Raw genomic sequence first — 23,248 nt, forward strand, 5'->3', positions numbered from 1 at the left:
GGTTCAGCGGCTCCTCACCGGGCGAACGCTTCATTTCGATCAACCGTTCCGCGACGGGCGAAGGCCCGCGAGCAGGGTGGCCGGCGTGTAACCGGACTGCACGTCGAAGGTCATCCCGACCGAACGGGCGAGCACCGCGACCGCCAGCGGGGCCAGGGCAAGGAAGCCGTCCGGATCGGTGGCGCGGTCCTCGGCGGTCCAGTACTCGCGATGCCGCTCCAGCGCGGAGACGAACGCCTCGGCGAACTTCTTCGAGTCCCGGCGCAGCACGTAGTAGAACATCCGGATCGGCGGGTACACGAGCTGCAGCATTACCTCGGCAGGCGTGAACCGCGCGGTGTCCGGGTCGGTGCCGTCCATCGCGGGCAGGAACATCTCCGGAGTGACCTCGCGGTGTGCGAGGAACGTCTGCAGCGTCTCGACCCACGGGTACAGGTATGCGTCGTACTCGATGCCCGACGCGCGCAGCACGTCCAGCGGTACCGCGGCCAGCTGCTGGATCAGCACGTCATCGCGCTGAATCACGGCGAGCCAAGCCGCGGTGAGCCAAGCCGCCGGGCCGGTGTGCGACGTGGGGCCGGTGGCGGCGAAGCGCCGCGGCCTGCCGATTACTGCCTCGACCTCTTGCCCCTCTGGCGCGCACGCCGCGGTGAACGCAGCGGCTGCGCCCTGAGCGGCGAGCTCGAGATCGCCCCAGGTGTCCGGGTCCTCGGCGTCCGGGTCGACGACGCTGCGGTACTGCCCGAGCATCAGTTCCCGGCGCACGATGTTCGCCAGCACGCCGGTGTCCTGCGCGAGGTAGTCGAAGTAGAAGGCCACCTGCGGCGACAGCTTCTCGACCTGCTTCCACGCGACGTCGACGCCGACGGAATGCCGGGCAACGGCAGTCCCGCCCTGGTCCGCGAGCGGCACGGTCATCCGCCGACGACGATGTCCTGCGCCCACGGCGGCAGGAAATCGGACCCGGTCTCGCGCATGACCTCCAGGCGCTCGCGATACCGCTCGACGTCCGGAGTGATGGCCTTGAACCACGCGCTGACTGAAGTCCAAGCGACGCGCGCGGGCTCGTCTTCGGTGAGCAGCCAGACCCGCGGGTCGTCCTGATCGGCGTCGGCGCCGTCGACCACGTGGTAGGTGTACCCGCCGTGCGCGGCCAGCACCAGTGCGCCGTCCACATCGGACAGTTCGGCGTTCTGCGCGTTCGCGGTGGCGACGGCGTGGTTCTTGGCCTCGCCGCGCACCGCGGCCACGCCCAGCGAACTGCCCGGCAGCCACAATCCGTGCGTCGTGCCGATGAGGCGCAGCACTTCCCTGGCCGCGCCGGGCACGGCCCGGGCGCGCTGGTCTTGCGCCATCGCGTCGATCTCGGCATCGGATGCTCCGCGCACCGATTCCGCGCGCAAACCGGCTTCGACCGCACCGGCGAAGATCGCGCGAACCAGTTCCGCGCCGTCGCCCGGAGACGCCGTCATCACATCAACCTTTCACCGGCGAGGTTGACGACCTCGACCCGGACATTCGGGAAAAGCTGCTTGTACTGCAGGATAACATCGGTGCAGGAGTCGCAGATCTGGTACTCGTTCGGAATCATGTCCCGCTTGGTCGACGGCAGGTCCACCACCATCCGCAGGTCGCCGCTCATGTCTTCGCGCGTGACCGGCGTGTAGGTCTGCCCGTTCTGGTGCGCGCGTTCCGCACCGCGGCGGTTGATTTCCTCGAGTGCGCCGTCCATTCGGTCCCGAGCCCGCGCGGTGTCGCCGCGAAGGCCGTCGCGGTACATGTTTTCGTTGTTGGCTTTGAGGTACGCCGCTTCCTCGCGCCGGGATTTCTCGATTTGCTTCTTGACGATGTCGTCGATTTCGTCGCGGTCGAGTCCGGAACGGGCGGCGAAATTGTGCCGCACCATTTCTTCGAGCAGCTTCGGTTCCGAGTCGTGGGTGCGGCCGAACTTGCCGTCGGGGTCGGGCATGCCGAGTTCGGGCCGGTACGGACCGGCGTCCTTGGTGCCGAACAGCCGCTCGGACTTCGGCCACTCGGGACCGTCCTTCGCCGGCGCCCAGTCGTGGGACTTCCCGCTGAAGCTGTAGAGATCGACCGTTTCGCCGTTCGCGTCGCGGTACCTCGCCGTGGTGAGGGCCCGTTCGTGCGGGCGGCGCACGTCGTCGGTGAGCGGGTTGCGGTTCCCGTTCAGGTCTCGCACGTCGTCGAGACCCTCGGCGCGGCGGTCGCGGTTCTCCTGGCGGAGATCGCGCACGTCCTGGTCCCGCTGTTCCTGGTTGAACGGCGGCTGTCCGCGGTCGACGGCGCTGTCGGCGTCGATGTCGTGCGGGTCGTGGTGCTTGCCGTCCGGGGCGAAACCGTCGTCGCCGACGTGGTGCGACGTGCCGTCCGGACGGTGCACCGACCATTCGCCGTCCGGCGGGATCCGCGGCCGCATCCGTCCGTCCGGCCCGATTTCGTAGTTGGACGAGAAGACACGGCCGTTCGAATCGGTCCACGCCGGCTTGCTCGGGGCCATCACCTCGGTGTCGAGGTCGCGCGACAGCCGGTGCGCGAAGTCGTTCGACCCCGCGTCGCAGCCGATCAGCCGGATCGGCCTGCCGTCGTAGTTCCCGTTGCGCCGCAGGATGTCCGCGAACTCTTCCGGCGTGTACAGCCGGTCGCCGATGCGGGCGTGGCCGTCCGCCGTGACGTGCACGTCCACCGTGTAGCGCCCGTCCGGGTCCGGCTGGACGCGGTGCGGCAGGTCGCCGAGTTCCGGGTCGCCGCGGTGGTACGAGCTGCCCGCCGGGGTGTCTTCGGCGTGCCGGTGGTTGACCTCGTCCGGCGACAGCGGCTCGTCGTGGTGCGGCGGAGTGCCGTCGTGGTCGGGGTTGTCGTGGTGGTTCGACCCGTCCCCGTCGTGGTGCTTCGGGTCCTGGTGCTTGGGCTCCGGGTCGGCGTGGTCCGGCTTGCGCTCGGGCGCGTCGCGATCCGGTTTGTGGTCGGACTTGTCGTTGCCCGGCTTGCCTTTCGCATCGTCGTGCTTCTTGTCCGGGGCGGTGTTCTCGGGTTTGCCGCCGTCCTTCGGCTTTCCTGGCTCGTCGGCGTTCGGTTTCCCAGTCCGTTGTGGACTGTTGGCTTCGCCGGGCCTGGCGGGCGGCGCGTCAGTGCGAGCGCCGCCGCGTGCGACGGGTTCGGTGGAGCCGTCGGGACGCCGTGCGCCGCCTGCCTCCGTGCCGCGCTGGGCACCGCCGGGACCGGTCGCGACAGCCGCCGCGGCCGGGGGTGCGGAACCGTCGCCGGACCCGCGGTTCGCCGACGAGGGCGATCCGCCGCCGGACGTCGGAGCGGGCTCCGAACGGCCGAGACCCGGATCCGTACCAGGCCGTTTGGGCTGTCCGACGTCGCCGCCGTCGCCGGGACGCTGCGGACCGCTCGACGAATCCGCCGGACGCTGCGGCGAAGATCCGCCACCGCCGGAGGAATCGCCAGAGCGCGGCGTGGAGCCGCCGTCCGATGGCCGACTGGATCCGCCGTCGCCGGTGCGCGGCGTGGAGCCACCGTCCGACGGCCGACCGGACCCGCCGTCGCCGGTTCGCTGCTCCGGGGCCGGGGAACCGCCGTCACTGGGCCGCTGCGGCGCGGGCCCGGAACGATCCGGAGTGCGGCTCGGCCCGCCGCTGTCCGCCGGGCTCGGCCCGCCGCTCGGCCGCCGGCCGGAAGGACCGCTGTCCGGAACCCGGTTCGGCGCGACGTCAGGAGCCCGCGACCCCGGGGTCCCGGTCCAGCCGCTGCCGGTGGGCCGAGGCGACGGACTGCCGCCGCTGGCCGGGGCGCTGGTCGGGCTGCCGCCGCCACCCTGCTGCGGGATTCCGCCGCCCGCCGGGCTCTGGTTCGGTGCCGAACCGCCGCCGTCGTTCGAGCGAATGTGCTGCGGGGGAGCGGCTTGCGGGGAAGGAGCGTCCGCGCGAGGCGGGGCGTAGCCGCTCGCCGACGTCGAATCGTTGCTGCTCGAATGATGCGAGCTCGGCTCGCTGCCGCCGGAATGCGTGCCGCCGCCCGACGACGAGGACCCGCCGGAATGCGGTGCCCCGCTGGAATGGCTGGGCGGAGCGCTGACCGAGGATGGGCCGTCGCTGTGCGAAGAGCTTTGCGGCGAGTAAGAACTGTCCGGGGCACTGTTTCCGACCCCGGACGTCGGGCTCGAATCGCCGGCGAACGTCGACGGGCTGGAGTCGGCGTGGCTCCCGACCGGGCTGTCGGAACCGCGCCGGGGCGACGACGTCGCAGTGTCGATTGTGGACGGTCCAGTGCCATCCGGCGACGACGAAGGCGAACTGTCGGCCGACGGGCTGTCACTGCTGGGACTGTCGGATCCGTCGGAGCTGCCGGAATCCCCTGAGCGATCACCGGGCGCATCGGAGCCGTCAGCACCATCCGAACTGTTGTGGCCGCTGTTCGGACTGTCGCCGTCCGCACCGTCCGACCCGTTGGAGCGACGCGAACCGGACGGCGAACCGGGATCCGCGTCCCCGTCGCCGGATCCGGTGTGGGGCCCGCCGCCGGAACCGCCCGTACCGCCGCCGGAGCCGCCGCGGTGGAAGAAGCCGCCCGCCTTGATGTTCTTCGTGCTGATCACGTCGAGGCCGGTGACCTTGCCGGCCAGCTTGCCCAGCACCTTGATGATCTTCGTGAACACCTCGGCGAGCTTGCCGAGCAGCGGCGAGACCCGGCGCATCGTCTCGCACAGCTTCGTCAGCAGCTCGCTGATCTTCTCGCCCCACTTGGAGATCGCCGTGACAGCCTGCGCGACCACCAGCGGCGTCCCGAACCCGAGCGAGAACACCTCCTCCATGACCCAGGAGATCAGCTTGCCCACCAGGTCCGCGATGAGCTGGCGCACCAGGCCGCGCACGAAGGCCACGACCTGGCCCATGATCATCGTGACGGTGCCGATCGCGCTCGCGACCGTCGCCGCCCCGCCGATCGCCTCGGCCGCCTCCGCCGCGGACTTCCGGTACGCGTCCGCGCCGTCGCCCTTCCACTCCGCGGTGCCGGTCTTGACCGCGTTCTCGAGGTCTTTCTGCCGTTCCTGCAACGCCTTCGCGACGTTGCCCCAGGTGTCGGCATACGACTGGATCACCGGCGGGTTGCCCGCGACCGAGTCCAGCATGTCCTTCAGCGGCTGCACGTGCTCCATGAGGAACGACGCCACCGACGACATCAGGTAGCCGAACGGGTCGATCGCCGCGCCCGCGATCTCGCCGGCGAGGCTCGCGACGCCGAGACCGCCGGAAACCCAGTCGCCGTCCGCGATCCCCTTGAACGCGTCGGTGGCCGATTCGGCGATGTTGATGCCGGTGGCGTAGCCGTAGTCGCCGTTGCCCTCGGTGAACGGCCCCGGTCCGTCGCCGTCCTTTTTGGACTCTGCGACCAGCGGATTTCCTTCGGGCATCAGTCGCTCGCCTTCATCGAACCGGCGGCTTCGCTTTCGTAGCTGTCGTACGCCTTCGCCGCGTCGCGCACCTTCTGCGCCTGCGCGTCCATCGCCGTGACGGTGTTCTCCAGCGCGTTGATCCCGTAGTTCTCGACCGGGTCGAGCATCATCCGGAACGGCTGGCAGAGAATGCCGTACGCGTCGGTCGGCATGCTGACCTGGTTCGCGGCGTCGACAGCCTGCTTCAGCCCGTCGGCGATCCCGTCGAGCTGACGGGCGTGCGCCTCGAGATCGCCGCCGATCTCATAACCCCTGGGTGCCATGGTTTTTCTTCCCCCTGGAACGGCTTGAAGTCAGGACAGGATCGATCCGCCGAAGTCGTCGTCATCGTCCGACGAGCTCCGGCGGCGGCGTTGCTGCTGAGGCGGTGGCGGTGGCGTCGGCGGGCCAGCCGGACGCGCCGGCGGCGGTGCGGGGGCACCGGTTTCTTCGGCGTCCTCGGGCAGAAACCGGCGCACCCGGTCGGACGCGGACTCGGCCTGCTCCTCGACCGGCGGCGCGGGGAACGTCCGCTGCGCGTCGGCCACCAGGGTTTCCGCGGTCTCGTCGCCGCCGACGGTCTCGGCCGCGGCCTGCTGCAGCAGCTCGGGAATCCGGGCTTGCGCGCGCTGCACGAGCCGCATCACCTCGGCGGAAACCTCGGCCATCTTCTTGCCTGCCGCGGAGTCCGCGAGCACCAGGTTCTTCAGCAGCCCCTTGGCATCCACGGTGACCTCGACCGCACCGTCCTTCGACCGCTCGGTGACGGTTTGGCCCTGCATGCGCTCGGCCATCGCCTGGTAGCGGGCAGCAGTCTGCTGGAGTTGCTTGGTCCAGCCCTCGATCATCTGCTCGCTGGCGTCGACGCTGTCCGGCATCGGGCCCCTTTCTCCGCGGTGACTTCTCCAGAATGACGGTCGCGCGGCCCCGTCGGTTCCGCGCGGTTCCGAATTGTCCGCACGGCGCGGTTTGGTATGTGATGTCGACTACTGTACGCGAACTTACGGTTGCGCGCTGTGAAATAAAACGGCCCGCCCGCGAGGTTCGCGGACGGGCCGGGGAAAGGGAGGGAGCGGATCAGAGGTTGCCGCGGCGCTCCTGCTCCCGCTCGATGGCCTCGAACAGGGCCTTGAAGTTGCCCTTGCCGAAGCCGAGCGAACCGTGCCGCTCGATGAGCTCGTAGAACACGGTGGGCCGGTCGCCGATCGGCTTGGTGAAGACCTGCAGCAGGTAGCCGTCCTCGTCGCGGTCGACCAGGATCCGGTGCTCCTTCAGCGTTTCGATCGGCACGCGCACCTTGCCGATCCGGGCGCGCAGCTCGGGGTCGTCGTAGTACGAGTCCGGGGTGTCGAGGAATTCGACGCCCGCCTCGCGCATCGCGGTGATGGTGGCGATGATGTCGTTGGTGGCCAACGCGATGTGCTGGCAGCCCGCGCCCTCGTAGAACTCGAGGTACTCGTCGATCTGCGACTTCTTCTTCGCGATCGCGGGCTCGTTGAGCGGGAACTTGACCCGGTGGTTGCCGTTCGACACCACCTTGCTCATCAGCGCCGAGTAGTCGGTGGCGATGTCGTCGCCGACGAACTCCGCCATGTTCACGAAGCCCATGACGCGGTGGTACCAGTCGACCCAGTAGTCCATCTTGCCGAGTTCGACGTTGCCGACGCAGTGGTCGACCGCCTGGAACAGCCGCTTCGGCGCGCCCTCGGGCCGCTTGACGGTGCCCTCGCGCGGCTCGTAGCCGGGCAGGTAGACGCCGTTGTAGCGGGACCGGTCGATGAGCGTGTGCCGGGTCTCGCCGTAGGTCGCGATGGCCGCGCGGCGGATCGTGCCGTGCTCGTCGGAGACGTCGTGCGGCTCCTCGAGGATCGTCGCGCCCTCCTTGCGGGCGTGCTCGATGCACTTGTCGACGTCGGTGGTCTCCAGCGCGAGGTCGATCACGCCGTCGCCGTGGCGGCGGTGGTGGTCGAGCAGCGGGGAGTCCGGCTTCACGCCGCCGGTGATCACGAAGCGGCCGGAACCGGACTTGAGCACGAAGGCCTTGTGGTCGAGCTGTCCCGTTTCGGGGCCGGAGTACGCGACCAGCTGCATGCCGAACGCGACCTGGTAGAACCACGCGGTCTGGGTCGCGTTGCCCGCGATGAACACCACCGCGTCGAGGGCCTTGACCGGGAACGGGTCGGTCGAGGCGTCGTGGTCCACCAGTCCGACGAGCTGGCGGAGCTGGTCATAGCTGACGTCGTCGAGTGCGCCGTGCGGATCCATCGTGGAGGTCATGCACTGAGCATGAGTCGCGCCCGGCAAGCTGCGCAACGGTTTCCGTTTCAGCTGGACAATGTGCTCAGCTTATCCTGGAGCAGCTCGGTCATCTTGGACAACCTGCGCAGGGAGAAAACCGGTGCTTGACTCGCTCGACGCGCGACTGCTGCTGTTGCTCACCGACTCGCCGCGGCTCGGCGTGCTCGAATGCGCGCGCCGGCTCGGCGTCGCGCGCGGCACCGTGCAGGCCCGGCTGGACCGGCTCACCGAACGCGGCATCCTCGGCGGCTTCCCGCCCGAACTCGATCTGGCCGCGATGGGGTACAGCCTCACCGCGTTCGCCGTGCTGGAAATCGCGCAAGGCAAACGCGCCGGTGTCGCGGAGGCACTGGCTGCGATCGACGAAGTGTGCGAAGTGCACGCCACCACCGGACAAGGCGACCTCTTCGTACGCCTTGTCGCGCGCGACAACGACGATCTGCAACGCGTTATCGACGAAGTGGTTGGCGTGCCCGATGTTTTGCGTACGTCGACTTCGATCGCGTTGTCGACACCAGTGCCGCCGCGAGTGCGGCCGTTGCTCGAACGAACGGCTAGGACACGTACGTGAGGTAGCGCTTCGCGGAGCGCTGTACGACGTTATGGCCGTCTGTACGCACGATGGCGTCCCACCAAGCGCCGTAGATGGCGTCGAACGCGTACGGCTCCAACAGTTCCGCGGCGTGCCGTACGACGCTCGGCCGCTCCGGAATGAGGTTCGGGTAGCTGTACATGAAACCGACGTGCGTACGGTCCGGGATGACCTGCACGATGTCGCCGGTCAGCAGCGCGCCGCGGCCTTCCTCGCCGTCCGGCCAGTGCAGCACCGTGCCGCCGGCGAAGTGCACGCCGAGGTTGATCAGCTGGAGATCTGGAGAGACATCGAGCGTCGTGCCGGTCCACAGCTGGATCGACGGGTCCGGACGGCCGATCCACTGCTGGTCGTTCTCGTGCAGGTAGACCGGGACGTCGAAGGCGTGCGCCCATTCGACCATCGTCGTGTAGTAGTGCGGATGGCTGATCGCGATGCCGGTGATGCCGCCGAGTTCGGTGATCTTGCCGATCAGCTCATCGTCGAGGTAGGCGGAGCAATCCCAGAGGAAGTTGCCGCTCGCCGCGCGGACCAGCAGCGCGCGCTGGCCGATCGCGAACTTCGGATCCGAACCCACTCCGATGAGCCCTGGCCCCTGCTCCTCGACCCGCGGCTTGAGGTTGCCGTCTGCGCGGAGCGTGGCCAGGTCGGTCCACTTCTGCCCGCCCGGCGGCACGTATTGGCGCTCGTCCTCGCAGATCGGGCAGTCCGCGCGCGGGGCCGCGTACTGCATCCCGCAGGTCAGGCAGAGCGGTCGGGTGCTCATCGGTGTCCTCCAGTGGTTGTGCTGGAAGACACGCTAGACCGCCGAACGCGCGCCGGGCCACGGAAAACCGGGCGGGCGCGCGTTCGGCGGAAACGAGTCAGGACTCGCTGTAAGGCACCGCCTTGACCAGGGTGACCTTCATGGTCTTGCCGTTGGGCAGCTCGTACTCGCGGGACTCGCCCTCCTTGGCGCCGAGCAGCGCCTTGCCGAGCGGCGACTCGGGGGAGTACACGTCGAGCGCGCCCTCCGCGCCCTCTTCCCGGGTGGCGAGCAGGAACTTCTCCTCCTCGTCGTCCCCGTCGTACTTGACGGTGAGCACCTTGCCGGGGCCCGCCGTGCCGTCGTCGTCCGGAGCCTCGCCGACCTTCGCGTTGCGCAGCAGCTCCTGGAGGTGCCGGATCCGGGCTTCGGCCTGGCCCTGCTCTTCGCGGGCCGCGTGGTAGCCGCCGTTCTCCTTGAGGTCGCCCTCTTCGCGGCTGTCGTTGATGCGGGCGGCGATGACCGGACGATTCTCGATCATTTCGTCGAGCTCGTGCTTGAGCCTGTCGTAGGCATCCTGGGTCAGCCAGGTCACCTTGGTGTCGCTCACGGTCACCATCTCCTCGTAGGGCCTGCCAGGCTTGGGTGTACAAGCCGGCCACCGCGTACGCACGCGGCTGAGATAAAGGAAAAACACGGCCCGTCGGGGGCCGTGCTGGTGTACGAGCGTATCACGGCAGGACAGGTCGACGCCGGTCCATTTCACGCCGCGCGGACGCTCGCCGCGCATTTCACTCCGTTGGCCGCTACGGGGTTGACAGATAGCGTGGTATGGAATACGAGCAGCCGAACACGTCGGCGGTCACCGGGGTCCCGATGCTCTTCACCACTGTGTTCACCCTGCTGTGGCCGGCCCCGGCGGGAACCAGCACCTCCCGGCGGCCGCTTTCGGTGCCGGACTTGTCGCGCACCCGGACGACGCACACGCCGGGCTTGCTGTCGTCGTCCCGAGTGACGTTGATGGTGACCTGCATCGCGTCGCCCGGCCGCTCCTCGAAGCCGATGCGCTCCGCTTCGATGGGAGTCGTGCCGAGATTGAGGTAGTAGACGAAGCCGATCGCGCCGCTCACGACCAGCGCGATGGCCACGTAAAGCCACCTCCGCCAGCGTTTCGACGGCTTGCCCTTGCCCGCGGTGCCGTACCGGTCCGCGGGCCGCGCCGGCACGGCGCCACCCTCGGCGGTCACGGTCTCCCCGCTCTGCAAATCCGGGCCTCCGGTCAAACTTGTCGTACCCCTGGGGACAATAGGCAGTGCGGCCGGTCCGGGGCACCACCCTGGTCGAGTATCCGCGACCCGTTCCGGCGGCGCGGAGCCGGGGCGGTTTACCGCGGCGCAACCAGGTGTCACGGAATAACAGGACAGGAAAGGGCCGTTCGGACCATGGTGGGAGCCGACGAGCTGACAACAGAAGACCGCAAGCAGCGACTGCGCCTGATGGCGGTGCACGCCCATCCCGACGACGAGTCGAGCAAGGGCGCCGCCACGATGGCCAAATACGTCGCCGACGGGCACGAGGTCATGGTCGTGACCTGCACCGGAGGCGAGGCGGGCAGCATTCTCAACCCGGCCATGGACCGGCCGGACGTGCTCGCGAACATGACCGAGATCCGCCGCGAAGAGATGGCGCGCGCGGCGAAGATTCTCGGCGTGAGCCACCGCTGGCTGGGATTCATCGACTCCGGGCTGCCCGAGGGCGACCCGCTTCCGCCGGTGCCGGAGGGTTCGTTCGCGGTGATCCCGCTGGAGGAGTCCACCGAGGCCCTGGTGCGCGTGATCCGCGAGTTCCGCCCGCACGTCATCACGACCTACGACGAGAACGGCGGGTACCCGCACCCGGACCACATCCGCACGCACGAGGTGTCGATGGCGGCCTTCGACGCGGCGGGCGACCCGGAGCGGTTCCCGGAGGCGGGCGAGCCGTGGCAGCCGCTCAAGCTGTACTACATGCACGGGTTCTCCAAGGCCAGGATGGTGGCGTTCGACACCGCGCTCAAGGAGGCCGGGCTGGAGTCGCCGTACGAGGAGTGGCTCAAGTCCTGGGACCCGAACCGCGCCGACATCATGGAGCGGGTGACGACCCGGATCGAGTGCGGGGAATACTTCGAGGTGCGCGACGAGGCGCTGAAGGCGCACGCCACGCAGATCGACCCGACCAGCCGCTGGTTCGCCGTTCCGCTGGAGATCCAGCGCGAGGTGTGGCCCACTGAGGAGTACGAGCTGAATCGCTCCCTGGTGGACAGCACGCTGCCGGAGGACGATCTGTTCGCAGGCATCAAGGAGAAGGTGAGCCCATGAGTTTCGGTGTGCCGGCCGTCGCGGTCGTCCCGCTCACCGCGTCGGCGCTGGTGCTGGCCCAGCAGCCGGACAGCGGGGACAACGGCGGCCAGGGCGAGGACTTCGGCAAGTCCTCGCCGGTCGGCCTGCTGGTGCTGATCCTGTTCCTGGTCGCGGTCGTCTTCCTGGTCCGCTCGATGAGCAAGCACCTGAAGAAGGTGCCGCAGAGCTTCGACAAGGAAGAGACCGCTTCCGAGGATGGTTCGGCTGAGGCCGAGCCCGCCGCCGAGGCAGAGGCAGATGAGGCACCGGCCGCGGCTGCGGCTGCGGCTGCGGAGAAGAAGCCGGACGCGGCGGCGGCCAAGAAGAGCGACTGACCTCCCGCGACGGGGCTGAACTAGCTGGTCAGCCCGTCGCGGAGGGCCGCGATCTTGTCCGTGAGCAGGCTGTCCTCGCCGGGCAGCACCGTGATGTACCGGTTTCCCTCGGGCCCGGAAACCTCGAACGCGACGCGCCCGTCGGTGAGGTCGAGGTAGCTCAGCGGCCCGGCTTCCGCGCGCCCTGGTTCGCGCACCACCACGGTTATCTCGCCGACGCCGAACCAGGTCTGCTGGAACAGGGCGTCGACAGCGCGGGCGGCCGGGCTGCGATCGTCGGTGAGGTCCGCCTGGAACTCCTCCTGGGGCAGGGAGAACGCGCTCAGCCGGGCCGGCCGGTACCGCGGCAGGCTCGCGACCAGCGCACCAGCCGGAGTACGGGTTCCGTCCAGCACCTTCAGCCGCACCCGATCGCCGGAACAGAGCACCTTCACGCCGGTCCGTCCCCGCACGGCGACCAGCACGCCGTAGCGGATGTCCTGATTCTCGACGTGGGCGACGTACTCGGTGTCCGCGCGGCCCAGCGCGTACAGGACGTCCTCGAACTCGTCGACGAACCGTCCGTGCTCGAGCAGGCCCAGCCAAGCCAGCTCCTCGCGGGCCGCTTCGTCGAGCCGCTGGTCGCCGGGCGTGAACCGAAGCCGTCCCGAGAACACCGGATGCGGTTCGTCGAACCCGGCTTCCCGGAGCGCGCCGAGGAGGGCGTCCAGGGACAGCTCGGTCGCGCGCACCGCTGATTCCTCCCCGGCGGCCTAGCGGGCCGGCCGGTCCCCGATCACCGGAGGCGTCGGTGTGCCGTCGCTCCCGCCGAACACGTCCGGATCGGTCTCGCGGAGGTAGTGCGGCGCGGTTCTCTCTTTGTCCTCTTCCTTGCTTTTGCCGGGCATTCCGCCACCGAGCACACTGCCGGATTTCCCTTGCGCCCCAGGCGTTCCTGAGGTGCCGCTGCGTGGCGGAGTTAATGTGCCGGGCGCGCGGGTGCCGACCCGGTTTCCTGCGCCGAGACCTCCGTTTGTGCTGCCTCCAGGCCCGCGGGGGACGTAGCCGTTTTCCGGATCGAATCCGCTGGTGCCGAGAGGATTGACCGGCTGACCGGACGGACCGAACTGATATCCCGGCGGCGAGGCGGGCGGGCTGGGACTGGAGGAACTGGTGCGAGTCGACTCGGGTTGCTCAACTGGTTCGGCCGACGTCGCCGAAGGCCTGCTTCCCGTCGCATCGGGCCCGCGGCTGCCGGGGTGATTCTCTGGATGCTCGCTGCCTGTCACCGGCTTACGCGGGTTCGGAACCGGACCGGTCGGTCCCGCTGCTCCAGGAGGAGGTTCGACCGGGCCCGGATGGTGACGGTCGGGAGGCCCGCCGCCGACCGGTTTGCGCGGAGCCCTGGCGAGTTCAACGGACGCTCCGGTGTCGCTCAGTTCCGCGTAGCGCGCCGGAATGCGGTCGGAGTTGGCACCGGTCGCCGAGTGGTATCCGGTGTAGGCGTCGATGTTGTGCTGGGCGTCGGTCTGCCATTGGTTCAGTTTGGCGAAGTAGGCGAGTTTTCCTTGAAGCAGGTCGTATACGTGTTGTGCGCCGATTTCCGGGCGGTCGCCGATCGGTTTCACCGTGTTTTTGACAGTCTGAAAGGCCGAAATCTGCCCGTCCGCCGCAGTTCGCGCGAACACGAGATTTGTGCCGATCGACGCGGAAGCGGCCATCAGCGGAGCTGCCGAGTCAGCGGCTTCCTCGGCGGTGGCTCCGTGCCATCCGGCACGCACTTTCTCCGCGAGGACCGCGATTTCGTCGATCCGCCGCGTCAAGTCCTGGCTGAGATCCGCCGCGGACTTCGCGGTCTCGCCCAGCGATTCGGGCCCCTGCCCGCCGGTGATGCGCTGGTAGATTTCCGCCGGGGTCAATGATCGACCGGCCATCAGCGTCCTCCTCGCAGATTGCCGAGTACTTTCTCCGCGACCTCGCGCGCTGATTCGCACGGATCCTTCTCGCCTTTGTGTGCCGGCGATTGAGTGATTGACACATCAACGGTTTCACGATCGCTCGTTCCCAGCGCGACATTGCACTCGCCGAGCCGGGCCCGCACGTCTTCTGTCCCGTAGGCGACGACCGGATACCCGTCCACTGGGGCGAGGGGCACAAAGAACGGATAGGCGTTGCCTTTGGCGCGATAGACCGAGGTCAGGCCCAGTTTGTCGACGTTCGGGAACAGCACCACGATGTGCGCCTCGGAGAACCAGCCGCAGCCGGGCCCGCCCGCGCCTTTCGGGTCCGGCACGATGCGTGTGCCGTCGCCGAGCAGGCCCGAAGTCTGCTCGGCGGTCAGGGAGGCGCAGGGATTCTGCTTGAATCTGGTGATGTCGATCGGGTTCGGCACTTTCGGCACGCCAGGGCCGGGAACCTCGTCCGCCGGTGTGCTTCTTGACGTCGGTTGACCGGTGCTCTCGGCCGGGACGGCTTGTCCCGGGGTCGTACCCGAGCAGCCGGCGAGGGCGAACAGGGTCAAGGGGGCTAGTGCCAGGGCTCGTCTCACAGACTTCCCCCGGTCCGGTGCATTTCGGTCGAATGCGCGTCCTCGGCGTCCGCGTATTTTTTGAGTGCCGCGCGATGTTTGGCGGCTTGATCGCGACAGTATCGTTCGCATTGCTCCAGCGAGCCTCGCAGGACTTCGCCGGAGCTTCGGAAGACGACCGCGTTGTCCGTGCTGGAAAAATCCAGCCCGGGCGGCTGGGTTCGCGCGACGACCCCTGCGTGATCCTTGTCGAGGGCGAACTTGTCGGCGAGGTTTTCGTAAAGGTCCGCGATTTCTTTGAGTGTCGCTCTGTCGTACGAGTACCCGTCGCCCGGCAACGGCGCGGCCGCCGTCGTCCTGGTCGACGCGGCAGCGCGTGTCCGGTCCGGAGGCAGGTTGGACTGCCGATTGTCGGTCACGATGTACGCCTCCCCGTGCGTAGATCGTCCCGGGTCCGCTGGGCCCAGGTGCGTTTCATCACCCTGTGGAGCCGGGCAGTTACTCTAGTCGCCACGATTAAGCCTGTCTGCAATTGCTAACTGCAAATGGCAGGCGAGTTCGCGTTTTGCGGCCTGAGCAGGACGGCTGACCTGCCGCCAACAGCAGCTTCACCCGGATGACCTAGACCGTCGGCCTCGGGGAGGAACGGGATCAGCTCGTCAGTGCCGTTCGGCCAGTTGCTCGTCGTAAAGACTCTCCGGCAGCAGATGCTTTCCCGGCGACGCGATCTCGCCGCTCCGGTGCCCCGCCGGCGGCTTGTCCTGCGTTCCGGTGCACCCGAGCGCCCAGTTGTGCGCGGTCGGCGGGTTTTCCACGAGATACGAACCGGTGCCGCAGTTCCACAGCACCGAATTCGCGCCTGCCCAGCCCTGGCCGCTGCCCATCCACTGGCGGTCGGACAGCTGGAGGTGGCCCGACGGCGGACTCATGGTGACGTCGTCGTAAAGCGTGCCGCTGGCCCAGCGCTGGTGCGGGCCCGCGTCGAGAATGCGGGAGCCGGTGTTGGTCGCGGTGCAGCGGCTGACCACGTTCGGGCCGGGCACCCTGGCCTGCGTGATCCAGGCGTGCACGTTGCTGCCCGTGACGACGCAGTGCCGCACCAGGGTTTCCTGGCCGCTGATCGTGTAGGCGGCGGGCTGGGCATGGATGTCCTGGGGGACGGACTCGTCGAGCGACGAGGTGCGCAGCAGGCTGATCCGCAGCGCGTTCTGCCCGATCGTGAAGGCGGAACCGAAATGATCCGCGACCACGTCGTCGACCCAGCTGTCCTGTGCGGCGTCCACGGATACCAGCTGGGAATTGAAGTAACCGTTGTCATGCCAGGCGGGGTCTTGCTCGAACGCGGCGCCGTCCGCGGACAGGTGGGCGAGGCCGGAACCGCTGATCCGGCCGGGATACGCATAGCGGGTGACGGTGGCGTGGGTGTACTGGCTTTCCAGCGCATTGGTCAGCGGCACGTCGAACTGGACGGTTTTGCCGGTGACGGCGGTGATCGTCCGGTCGAATTGCAGACCCGAGTTCGGCGTCCACTGCTTGCTCGGCGTGCCGTCCGGCCGCGGCGGGATCTTGTCCATGCCGATCGCGTGAATCCACGACTGTTCCTGCGGACGCTGCACGATGACGTGGTCGCCGACGTGCAAGGACGACGCGTCGCTGACGTCGAGCCGATCCGCGCCGACCGGGACATAGCTGCTGGCAACCGGGATCGCTGAACCGACCGAGGTGCGCGAACCGGTGCCAGCGATCGTGACCAGCGTGTGCAGCTTGCCCGCGGCGACCAGCTTGGTTCCGTTCGAGCCGCTGCCCGCGCCGCGCAATTCGACGTTGCTGGCGCTGATCCGCAGCGTGCCTTCGAGCCGGTACGCACCGGCCGTCAGCTGTACCGCGCCAGGTTTGCCGCTGTTCGCGACATGGTCGATGGCCTGCTGAATACGCGCGGTGTCGTCACCTGACGGCTGCGGGCTGAGCGTGGCCGCGACTGGCAGATCAGGCAGCGGAGCGTCGCCATTCCGGTAGCCGACGCGGGAGAAATCCGGGATCCGGTTGCCTTGTGCGTCAGTGCCGTAGGCGAGGCGGCCGTTCGCGAAGCTGATCCAGTTCGGAGCCGCGGATGCCGCAGAGGTGCCGCAACCGGACAAGCCAAGACATCCGATGAAAACGATCGCGACAACGGACTTCCGGGAGCCAGCGCCAAGGGATCGCCTCATGAAGGCGGACTGTAGCGATCTTCTGGTCAGGAAACCAAGGCCAAAGGTCGGATTTCTCAGTGTTCGCTCAGCGGATCGACCGCGGGATCACCCGTTCCGCGCAAGCCAGTCCCGGAGCTGCTGTGCGTATTCCGGCGCGAATTGCGGGGTCCAGCGCCGGAAATAGACGTGCATGTTCAGTGCGTGCAGCGCATGCGCGAGTTCCACCCGTCGCTCCCAGTCGGCCGGCAGCGGGAACGTGGCGGCGTAGGCCTGGAGGAAGACGGCCCGGCCTTCCGGGAATCCGCCGAAGATGTGCTCGCCCAGCTTGCCGAAGTCGCGGAACCGGTCCGCGTACGCAGCGTGTTCGAGGTCGAGGACGCAGGCGATCCGCCCGTCGCGCACCAGGATGTTCGGGAGCCAGAGGTCGCCGTGCGTGAGCGCGGGGACGCTCGCGGACTCGTCGAGCTCTGCCACGGCGCGGGCGAACGCGGACCGGAGGGCGTCGGCTGGACCGGCCTGTCCGGCATCCGCTTCGGGTAGCAGGGCTTCGACCTCGGCCGCGATCGATTCCCGCAGCGACGCCGCCTGGCTTCCGCCCAGCACGTCGCCGAAATGCGGTCCGGTGATGGCGTGCAGCCGACCGGTGACCTCGCCGAGGTCTTCGAGCAGGACCCTGCGCTCCCTCTCGGACAGGGACTCCCACACGTCGCTGGCCGCGTCGCCCTCTTGGTACTCCTGGATGAGCACGGGGCCGCCCAGTGCGGGCTCGTGCGGCACCAGATTCCGGTAGCGCACCACGGGAATCCCGCCCTCGGCCGCCGTCCGTGCGCTGGCGACCAGCCGCCGGAGATGGGCGGGATCCCGATCGCGTTGCGGTGCCTTCACCAGCAGCCGGCCGTCTTCGGTGTCGGCCACCCACTGCTTGCTCGTGTAGCCCTTGTCGAGGAAGCGAACCGACCTGACGTGGCTCTTCGGGTACTCCCTCTCCAGGATCTGCTTGATCGCAGTCGTCTCTTCTGTCGGCATGAAGATCAACTTAGGTGCCGCGGCGACGTTTCTTCCACTCAATTCAAGCCCGCCCGCCGCGAGTGCTCCCGACCGGAATGAGGCACACTCGGCACCATGTCGAACCGCCTCGCCGAAGCGACTTCCCCGTACCTCCTGCAGCACGCCGACAACCCGGTCGATTGGTGGGAATGGGGGCCGGAAGCGCTGGCCGAGGCGCGCCGGCGCGGGGTGCCGATTCTGTTGTCCGTCGGGTACGCCGCGTGCCATTGGTGTCATGTCATGGCGCACGAGTCCTTCGAGCACGAGGGCACCGCGACCCTGATGAACGCGCATTTCGTGAACATCAAGGTCGACCGCGAGGAGCGGCCGGACATCGACGCCGTCTACATGGCCGCCACGCAGGCCATGACCGGGCAGGGCGGCTGGCCGATGACCTGCTTCCTCACGCCCGAGGGCGAGCCATTCCATTGCGGCACTTACTATCCGCCCGCGCCGCGCCCCGGGATTCCGTCGTTCACGCAGCTGCTGGTGGCGGTCGCGGAGGCGTGGGAGGAGCGGCCGGACGACTTGCGCGAGGGTGCGAAACAGATCGTCGGGCACCTTGCCGAGCAGAGCGGTCCGCTGAAGGAGGCCGCCGTCGACGCCGACGCTTTGGCGGAAGCGGTGACGAAACTCGCGCAGGAGGCAGACCCGGTGCACGGCGGTTTCGGTGGTGCGCCGAAGTTTCCGCCGTCCATGGTGCTGGAGTTCCTGGTTCGCCACCACGAACGTACGGGTTCGGCGCAGGCGCACGCGCTCGCCGAGTCCGCTGCGGACGCGATGGCTCGCGGCGGCATTCACGACCAGCTTGGCGGCGGGTTCGCGCGCTACTCCGTGGACGCGGAGTGGATCGTTCCCCACTTCGAGAAAATGTTGTATGACAACGCGTTGCTGCTCCGAGTGTACGCGCATCTCGCGCGTCGCGGGTCGGCGTCGGCGCGGCGGGTGACGGAAGGGATCGTCCGGTTCCTTGAGCACGATCTGCTTACGCCGCAAGGAGGTTTCGCGGCTTCGCTCGACGCGGACACCGAAGGCGTCGAGGGATTGACGTACGTGTGGACTCCCGCGCAGCTCAACGACGTCCTCGGCGAGGACGGCCCGTGGGCGGCCGAGCTGTTCAGCGTCACCGAAGAGGGCACCTTTGAAGAAGGCGCATCGACCCTTCAGCTGCGGACAGATCCGGATGATTTCGACCGCTTCGAGCGCGTCCGGCAGGCATTGCTCGAAGCGCGCGCGGAGCGTCCGCAACCGGGACGGGACGACAAGGTAGTCGCGGCCTGGAACGGTCTCGCGATTTCCGCGCTGGCCGAAGCGGGCGTCGCACTGGAGCGTCCACAGTGGATCGAACTCGCTCGTGGCGCGGCGTCTCTGCTGCTGGACCTGCACGTCGTGGACGGACGACTCCGCCGCAGCTCGCGGGACGGCGCGGTCGGGACGCCGGTCGGCGTGCTGGAGGACTACGCCTGCCTCGCTGACGGTCTTCTCGCCCTCCACCAGGCCACTGGCGAACCGCGCTGGCTCACCGAAGCGACCCGGCTGCTGGACGTCGCACTGGCGCACTTCGCGTCGGATTCCGCGCCCGGTGCGTATCACGACACCGCCGACGACGCCGAAATCCTGGTGCAGCGCCCGTCTGATCCGACGGACAACGCGAGCCCGTCCGGCGCTTCGGCGCTGGCTGGCGCACTGCTCACCGCGTCCGCGCTGGCCGGGGCCGACCAGGCTGCGCGCTACCGCGACGCTGCTGAACTCGCGTTGCGTCGCGTCGGTCTGCTCGCCGCGCGGGTGCCGCGGTTCGCTGGGCACTGGCTGTCCGTGGCGGAGGCGGCGCAGTCCGGGCCGGTGCAGGTCGCGGTCGTCGGCGCGGACCGCGCGGAGCTGGTGACCGCCGCCGCGCAGCACATCCACGGCGGCGGCATCGTGCTCGGCGGCGAGCCGGACGCGTCCGGTGTCCCCCTGCTGGCCGACCGGCCGCTGGTCGGCGGCGAGGCGGCGGCGTACGTCTGCCGCGGCTACGTCTGCGAGCGCCCGGTGACCGCGGCGGACCAGCTCATCGCCCAGCTCTGACGAATTCCGCCCCTGGTGAACGCGCTACCTGCCACGGTGGAATCAGCGTAGCTTCAGTAGTGACGTAATCATGTAATCAAGGATGGTGGACGTCATGGGGCGAGGTTGGAAAGGCCGGGGCTGGCAGCAGGCCGAGGCGCCGTCGGCGGACGACGCGGCCGCGTGGTTCGGCGGACGGCTCCCGGACGGCTGGTTCACCGGCGACCCGGAAATCACCGTGGACCGGGAAGAGATCCTGATCGTCGGCGAGCTGCCCGCGCTGACCGGCGAATACGCCGACGACGCGGCCCGCGCGGCCGCCGAGGACGGGCGGATCAGCCGGTTCCGCGAGGAAACCCGCGACGAGCGGATCGAGATCGCGCGGCAGGCTGAGCACCGCTACCAGCGCAAAGTGGCGTGGGGCGCGAAGCTGGGCGGCACGACGGTGCACTTCACGACGCTGTCGGTGCCGGTGATGACCCGGCTGCGGCAGCCCGAACGGCTGGTCCTCGACACGCTCGTGGACGCCGGCGTCGCGCGGTCGCGGTCCGAGGCGCTGGCCTGGGCGGTGCGGCTGGTCGGCGAGCACGCGGACACGTGGCTGACCGAACTGCGCGAGGCGATGACCAAGGTCGACGACCTGCGGTCGAAGGGGCCCGATTTGGGCTGAGCTGCGGAAGATCCTCCGCTGCGGCAGGCTGGTGGCACCCTGCTGCATCGGAGGAACCGTGGACGTCCCTGCTGTGCCCGAGAAAGTGGACCCGGACGCGCTGACCGCAGTCCTCGACGGACGCTGGGCCGGGTTGAAGCGCGACGTCCGCGCGCAGATGAGCACGGAGAAGTTCCGGGACACGATCGGTCTCGACGTCGAGGCGCACCGCGTCCAGGCGCTGGACCAGCTGCGGAAACTCGCCGAAACCGACCGTCCCGCGCTCGGCTTCGACGCCGCCTACGGCGGGCTGAGCGACGTCGGCGGGTCGGTGATGTCGTTCGAGATGCTCGGCTACGGCGACCTGTCGCTGATGGTCAAGGCCGGGGTCCAATGGGGCCTGTTCGGCGGCGCGGTGCAGTTGCTCGGCACCGCGAGGCACCACGAGAAGTACCTGCGCCGCATCATGAACCTGGACCTGCTCGGCTGCTTCGCGATGACTGAGCATGGGCACGGTTCGGACGTTCAGCACCTGCACACCACCGCGACCTACGACCCTTCGACGCGCGAATTCGTCGTGCACAGCCCAGATCCCGGCGCCACCAAGGAATACATCGGCAACGCCGCCCGCGACGGACAACTCGCGGTGGTCTTCGCGCAACTGATCACCGGCGGCGAATCCCGTGGCGTACATGCCTTCCTGGTCCCGATCCGCGATGATTCCGGTGCACCGGCTTCTGGCGTCACCATCGCGGACTGCGGCATAAAAGCCGGTCTGAACGGCGTCGACAACGGACGGTTGACCTTCGACCACGTCCGCGTGCCACGGGAAGCGCTGCTGAACCGCTTCGGCGACGTAGCCGAGGACGGCACCTACACGAGCCCGATCGAAAGCGACGGCCGCCGCTTCTTCACGATGCTGGGCACGCTCATCCGCGGCCGCGTGAGCGTCGGCGGCAGCGCAGGATGCGCCACTCAACGAGCCCTGACGCTGGCAGTGCGCTACGGCGACCAGCGGCGGCAGTTCCAGCGTCCGGAAGGTGACGAGGTGGTCATCCTCGATTACCTGGGGCACCAACGAAAACTGCTGCCAGCCTTGGCGAAGACTTACGCTCTGCACTTCGCGCAAGAGGAACTGGTCGCTGCCCTGCACGACATCGCGTCCGACGCGCCGGAAGAAGAACAACGCGAACTGGAATCCCGCGCCGCCGGCCTGAAGGCTCTCAACACCTGGCATGCAACCGCAGCGATCCAAACCGCCCGCGAAGCCTGCGGCGGCAGCGGATACCTGTCCGAGAACCTGCTTGCCGGTCTGAAAGCCGACACGGACGTCTTCACCACCTTCGAAGGCGACAACACTGTGTTGTTGCAGCTGGTCGCGAAGGGCTTGCTGACGCAGTACAAGGAACACTTCGAAGACCTCAGCCCGCTTGCGACTGCGCGATTTGTCGCTGAACAGCTGGTGGATACCGTGAAGGAACGCTCGGCGGCGTGGAAGTTCCTGGAACGCCTGACCGAGTCAGACGATGCCTCGGTCCTCTTCGACCGCGAGTGGCAACAGCGTCTCTTCGAGGACCGTGAAGAGCATGTGCTGAGCGGTGTGGCCAACCGTCTCCGCGGAGCTGCTTCGGATCCCTTCGGCGTCTTCAACTCCGTACAGGATCATGTGCTGCTCGCTGGCCGCGTACACGTGGACCGCTTGATCCTCGACGCCTTCGCGCGCGCAGTGCCCGCGTGCCCCGACCCGGACGCTGCGGCGCTGCTGGACCGGGTGTGCGACCTGTACGCCCTGTCGACGATCGAAGCGGACCGCGCTTGGTTCCTTGAGCACGGACGGATCTCCGCAACCCGGTCCAAGGCGGTGACCGCGGCGGTTAACGCATTGTGCGGGGCTTTGCGGCCACATGCGCGGACGTTGGTGGACGGGTTCGCGGTTCCGGAGCAGTTCTTGGCGGCCCCGATGCTGAACGGCTGAACTCGGTACGCTCGGCGAAGTGTCAAAAATCTTCGGAGACCACGCCGAGCGATACACGAGTTTTGCCGAGAACAGCGGGCCGAACGCGCACTACGAACGTCCGGCGATCCTGCGTCTCGCCGGTGACGTGGCCGGGAAGCAGATCCTGGAACTGGGCTCCGCAGGCGGCGGTCTGACCGAGCAGCTGTTCGCCGCCGGTGCCGAGGTCGTGGGGCTGGACCACGACCCTCGCCTGGTCGAGATCGCGAGGAAACGTCTGGGCGCTCGGGCCAGGTTCGAGACCGCGGACCTGAACGAGCCGCTGACCATGGTCCCGAGCGCCTCGGCGGACCTGGTGGTGGCGTCGCTGGTCCTGCATTACGTGGCGGACTGGGGACCGCTCCTGGCTGAACTGCGTCGCTGCCTGAAACCGGGCGGTGCGCTGGTGTTCTCCATCCATCACCCGATCACCGGCTGGCTCCGTTCCGACCGTGCGGACTACCACCGCGTCGAGCTGATCAGCGAGGACTGGGATTGGAACGGCGTGACGGTGACCGGGCAGATGTATCGACGCCCGGTGTCCGCGGTCTTCGCCGCGTTGCTGGAGGCCGGGTTCGCGATCGACGCGGTAGAGGAGCCCCAGCCGACATCAGGGATGGAGGACGCGAAACTGGCGGAGGTTTTGCGGACAAAGCCGGTGTTTTTGTTCGTGCGGGCGGTTCGCTAGGAGTACATCGCGGTTAAGCCGGATCAGGCTCACGCCGCGCGAACGGCAGGGGCAGGTCGTGCGCACGCAGCGCGGCGCAGTACTTGTCGAGCAGGGCGTCGAGGTCCGCGAGGAGCGATGCCCCCGATTCGTGTGCCTCGGCGAGATCTCCCTCGGCGCAGGACTCGACAAGGTCGGCAAGGTCGTCGCGAAGAATCGAGAGGCTGTCGCCCTGGATCAGGACGCCGGGGAACTTGCGCCCCGGCAACCTGACGACCGCGTTGTTGCCGGGATCGGTGAACAGTTCGGCCTCGATGCGTCGCATGTCCGGCATGCAACCACGAA

The 23,248-nt window shown here is 68.4% G+C and carries 23 protein-coding genes; 7 read left to right on the plus strand and 16 right to left on the minus strand.

Annotated features, from left to right (window positions below):
- Positions 1-39: 39 nt before the first annotated feature.
- The 6 genes from WA670_RS08125 to hppD form a co-directional block, all read right to left on the minus strand.
- Positions 40-918, minus strand: a complete 879-nt coding sequence (locus WA670_RS08125) for an immunity 49 family protein (RefSeq protein WP_336157276.1) — start codon at positions 916-918, stop codon at positions 40-42.
- On the minus strand, positions 915-1,472 hold the full coding sequence (locus tag WA670_RS08130; RefSeq protein WP_336157277.1) for a hypothetical protein: 558 nt from the start codon (positions 1,470-1,472) through the stop codon (positions 915-917). The genes WA670_RS08125 and WA670_RS08130 overlap by 4 nt, the downstream gene beginning before the upstream one ends.
- A complete protein-coding gene (locus tag WA670_RS08135) occupies positions 1,472-5,437 on the minus strand; it encodes a hypothetical protein (RefSeq protein WP_336157279.1) in 3,966 nt (1,321 codons plus the stop codon). Before WA670_RS08135 ends, WA670_RS08130 begins: the two co-directional genes overlap by 1 nt.
- Positions 5,437-5,742 (minus strand): type VII secretion target, encoded by a 306-nt coding sequence (locus WA670_RS08140; protein WP_037816726.1) that lies wholly within the window; start codon positions 5,740-5,742, stop codon positions 5,437-5,439. Before WA670_RS08140 ends, WA670_RS08135 begins: the two co-directional genes overlap by 1 nt.
- 30 nt (positions 5,743-5,772) lie before the next feature.
- Positions 5,773-6,336, minus strand: coding sequence for a YbaB/EbfC family nucleoid-associated protein (locus tag WA670_RS08145; protein WP_238604288.1), 564 nt, complete (start codon positions 6,334-6,336; stop codon positions 5,773-5,775).
- 199 nt (positions 6,337-6,535) lie between these two features.
- Positions 6,536-7,735 carry a 4-hydroxyphenylpyruvate dioxygenase gene (hppD, locus tag WA670_RS08150; protein ID WP_037816724.1) on the minus strand — a complete coding sequence of 400 codons (1,200 nt, stop codon included), beginning with the start codon at positions 7,733-7,735 and terminating at the stop codon, positions 6,536-6,538.
- A 121-nt stretch (positions 7,736-7,856) separates the two neighbouring features.
- On the opposite strand from hppD, the gene WA670_RS08155 reads away from it, so the two are divergent.
- Entirely contained in the window at positions 7,857-8,327 is a 471-nt protein-coding gene (locus WA670_RS08155; RefSeq protein WP_009083170.1) for an Lrp/AsnC family transcriptional regulator, read from the plus strand.
- Here WA670_RS08155 and WA670_RS08160 read toward each other — a convergent pair.
- The 3 genes from WA670_RS08160 to WA670_RS08170 all read right to left on the minus strand — a co-directional run bounded on the left by WA670_RS08160 (position 8,311) and on the right by WA670_RS08170 (position 10,340).
- Complete coding sequence (locus WA670_RS08160; RefSeq protein ID WP_037816723.1) at positions 8,311-9,114, minus strand: MBL fold metallo-hydrolase; 804 nt, start codon at positions 9,112-9,114, stop codon at positions 8,311-8,313. The genes WA670_RS08155 and WA670_RS08160 overlap by 17 nt on opposite strands.
- A 97-nt stretch (positions 9,115-9,211) precedes the next feature.
- Positions 9,212-9,712 (minus strand): transcription elongation factor GreA, encoded by a 501-nt coding sequence (greA, locus tag WA670_RS08165; RefSeq protein ID WP_037816721.1) that lies wholly within the window; start codon positions 9,710-9,712, stop codon positions 9,212-9,214.
- Positions 9,713-9,899: 187 nt separating this feature from the next.
- Positions 9,900-10,340, minus strand: a complete 441-nt coding sequence (locus WA670_RS08170) for a DUF4307 domain-containing protein (RefSeq protein WP_037816877.1) — start codon at positions 10,338-10,340, stop codon at positions 9,900-9,902.
- 195 nt (positions 10,341-10,535) lie between these two features.
- Here WA670_RS08170 and mca point away from each other — a divergent pair, with 195 nt between their 5' ends.
- Positions 10,536-11,450, plus strand: a complete 915-nt coding sequence (mca, locus tag WA670_RS08175) for a mycothiol conjugate amidase Mca (RefSeq protein ID WP_037816719.1) — start codon at positions 10,536-10,538, stop codon at positions 11,448-11,450.
- Positions 11,447-11,806, plus strand: a complete 360-nt coding sequence (locus tag WA670_RS08180; RefSeq protein ID WP_037816717.1) for a hypothetical protein — start codon at positions 11,447-11,449, stop codon at positions 11,804-11,806. The genes mca and WA670_RS08180 overlap by 4 nt, the downstream gene beginning before the upstream one ends.
- A 20-nt stretch (positions 11,807-11,826) precedes the next feature.
- Here WA670_RS08180 and WA670_RS08185 read toward each other — a convergent pair whose 3' ends face one another.
- From WA670_RS08185 to WA670_RS08210, 6 genes are all read right to left on the minus strand, one after another.
- A complete protein-coding gene (locus WA670_RS08185; protein ID WP_336157281.1) occupies positions 11,827-12,537 on the minus strand; it encodes an ESX secretion-associated protein EspG in 711 nt (236 codons plus the stop codon).
- Positions 12,538-12,558: 21 nt separating this feature from the next.
- Positions 12,559-13,719 carry a hypothetical protein gene (locus tag WA670_RS08190; protein ID WP_336157283.1) on the minus strand — a complete coding sequence of 387 codons (1,161 nt, stop codon included), beginning with the start codon at positions 13,717-13,719 and terminating at the stop codon, positions 12,559-12,561.
- Positions 13,719-14,444: a DUF3558 domain-containing protein gene (locus WA670_RS08195; protein ID WP_336157284.1), complete on the minus strand. Its 726-nt coding sequence runs from the start codon at positions 14,442-14,444 to the stop codon at positions 13,719-13,721. Before WA670_RS08195 ends, WA670_RS08190 begins: the two co-directional genes overlap by 1 nt.
- Positions 14,330-14,731, minus strand: a complete 402-nt coding sequence (locus WA670_RS08200) for a hypothetical protein (RefSeq protein WP_336157687.1) — start codon at positions 14,729-14,731, stop codon at positions 14,330-14,332. The genes WA670_RS08195 and WA670_RS08200 overlap by 115 nt, the downstream gene beginning before the upstream one ends.
- Before the next feature lie 240 nt (positions 14,732-14,971).
- Positions 14,972-16,519: a hypothetical protein gene (locus WA670_RS08205; RefSeq protein WP_336157285.1), complete on the minus strand. Its 1,548-nt coding sequence runs from the start codon at positions 16,517-16,519 to the stop codon at positions 14,972-14,974.
- Between the two features lie 87 nt (positions 16,520-16,606).
- Positions 16,607-17,527 (minus strand): phosphotransferase family protein, encoded by a 921-nt coding sequence (locus WA670_RS08210; protein ID WP_238604297.1) that lies wholly within the window; start codon positions 17,525-17,527, stop codon positions 16,607-16,609.
- A gap of 96 nt (positions 17,528-17,623) precedes the next feature.
- Between WA670_RS08210 and WA670_RS08215 the strand changes: the two genes are divergently transcribed.
- The 4 genes from WA670_RS08215 to WA670_RS08230 all read left to right on the plus strand — a co-directional run bounded on the left by WA670_RS08215 (position 17,624) and on the right by WA670_RS08230 (position 22,924).
- Positions 17,624-19,615, plus strand: coding sequence for a thioredoxin domain-containing protein (locus tag WA670_RS08215; RefSeq protein ID WP_336157287.1), 1,992 nt, complete (start codon positions 17,624-17,626; stop codon positions 19,613-19,615).
- A 94-nt stretch (positions 19,616-19,709) separates the two neighbouring features.
- Positions 19,710-20,264 (plus strand): hypothetical protein, encoded by a 555-nt coding sequence (locus WA670_RS08220; protein WP_037816711.1) that lies wholly within the window; start codon positions 19,710-19,712, stop codon positions 20,262-20,264.
- Between the two features lie 58 nt (positions 20,265-20,322).
- Positions 20,323-22,218 carry an acyl-CoA dehydrogenase family protein gene (locus WA670_RS08225; protein WP_238604299.1) on the plus strand — a complete coding sequence of 632 codons (1,896 nt, stop codon included), beginning with the start codon at positions 20,323-20,325 and terminating at the stop codon, positions 22,216-22,218.
- Between the two features lie 19 nt (positions 22,219-22,237).
- Positions 22,238-22,924, plus strand: a complete 687-nt coding sequence (locus WA670_RS08230; RefSeq protein WP_336157288.1) for a class I SAM-dependent methyltransferase — start codon at positions 22,238-22,240, stop codon at positions 22,922-22,924.
- Positions 22,925-22,937: 13 nt separating this feature from the next.
- On the opposite strand, the gene WA670_RS08235 is transcribed toward WA670_RS08230, so the two are convergent.
- Entirely contained in the window at positions 22,938-23,228 is a 291-nt protein-coding gene (locus WA670_RS08235) for a DUF6959 family protein (RefSeq protein ID WP_037816872.1), read from the minus strand.
- Between the last annotated feature and the right edge of the window lie 20 nt (positions 23,229-23,248).

Source organism: Amycolatopsis sp. VC5-11 (genome assembly GCF_037034185.1).
Classification (GTDB): domain Bacteria; phylum Actinomycetota; class Actinomycetes; order Mycobacteriales; family Pseudonocardiaceae; genus Amycolatopsis; species Amycolatopsis nivea.

What these genes read in the sequence shown, in the direction of transcription:
- WA670_RS08125 (WP_336157276.1), bottom strand. Translation starts at nt 918, where the DNA reads ATGACCGTGCCGCTCGCGGACCAGGGCGGGACTGCCGTTGCCCGGCAT.
- WA670_RS08130 (WP_336157277.1), bottom strand. Translation starts at nt 1,472, where the DNA reads ATGACGGCGTCTCCGGGCGACGGCGCGGAACTGGTTCGCGCGATCTTC.
- WA670_RS08135 (WP_336157279.1), bottom strand. Translation starts at nt 5,437, where the DNA reads ATGCCCGAAGGAAATCCGCTGGTCGCAGAGTCCAAAAAGGACGGCGAC.
- WA670_RS08140 (WP_037816726.1), bottom strand. Translation starts at nt 5,742, where the DNA reads ATGGCACCCAGGGGTTATGAGATCGGCGGCGATCTCGAGGCGCACGCC.
- WA670_RS08145 (WP_238604288.1), bottom strand. Translation starts at nt 6,336, where the DNA reads ATGCCGGACAGCGTCGACGCCAGCGAGCAGATGATCGAGGGCTGGACC.
- hppD (WP_037816724.1), bottom strand. Translation starts at nt 7,735, where the DNA reads ATGACCTCCACGATGGATCCGCACGGCGCACTCGACGACGTCAGCTAT.
- WA670_RS08160 (WP_037816723.1), bottom strand. Translation starts at nt 9,114, where the DNA reads ATGAGCACCCGACCGCTCTGCCTGACCTGCGGGATGCAGTACGCGGCC.
- greA (WP_037816721.1), bottom strand. Translation starts at nt 9,712, where the DNA reads ATGGTGACCGTGAGCGACACCAAGGTGACCTGGCTGACCCAGGATGCC.
- mca (WP_037816719.1), top strand. Translation starts at nt 10,536, where the DNA reads ATGGTGGGAGCCGACGAGCTGACAACAGAAGACCGCAAGCAGCGACTG.
- WA670_RS08180 (WP_037816717.1), top strand. Translation starts at nt 11,447, where the DNA reads ATGAGTTTCGGTGTGCCGGCCGTCGCGGTCGTCCCGCTCACCGCGTCG.
- WA670_RS08190 (WP_336157283.1), bottom strand. Translation starts at nt 13,719, where the DNA reads ATGGCCGGTCGATCATTGACCCCGGCGGAAATCTACCAGCGCATCACC.
- WA670_RS08195 (WP_336157284.1), bottom strand. Translation starts at nt 14,444, where the DNA reads ATGCGAACGATACTGTCGCGATCAAGCCGCCAAACATCGCGCGGCACT.
- WA670_RS08205 (WP_336157285.1), bottom strand. Translation starts at nt 16,519, where the DNA reads ATGAGGCGATCCCTTGGCGCTGGCTCCCGGAAGTCCGTTGTCGCGATC.
- WA670_RS08210 (WP_238604297.1), bottom strand. Translation starts at nt 17,527, where the DNA reads ATGCCGACAGAAGAGACGACTGCGATCAAGCAGATCCTGGAGAGGGAG.
- WA670_RS08215 (WP_336157287.1), top strand. Translation starts at nt 17,624, where the DNA reads ATGTCGAACCGCCTCGCCGAAGCGACTTCCCCGTACCTCCTGCAGCAC.
- WA670_RS08220 (WP_037816711.1), top strand. Translation starts at nt 19,710, where the DNA reads ATGGGGCGAGGTTGGAAAGGCCGGGGCTGGCAGCAGGCCGAGGCGCCG.
- WA670_RS08235 (WP_037816872.1), bottom strand. Translation starts at nt 23,228, where the DNA reads ATGCGACGCATCGAGGCCGAACTGTTCACCGATCCCGGCAACAACGCG.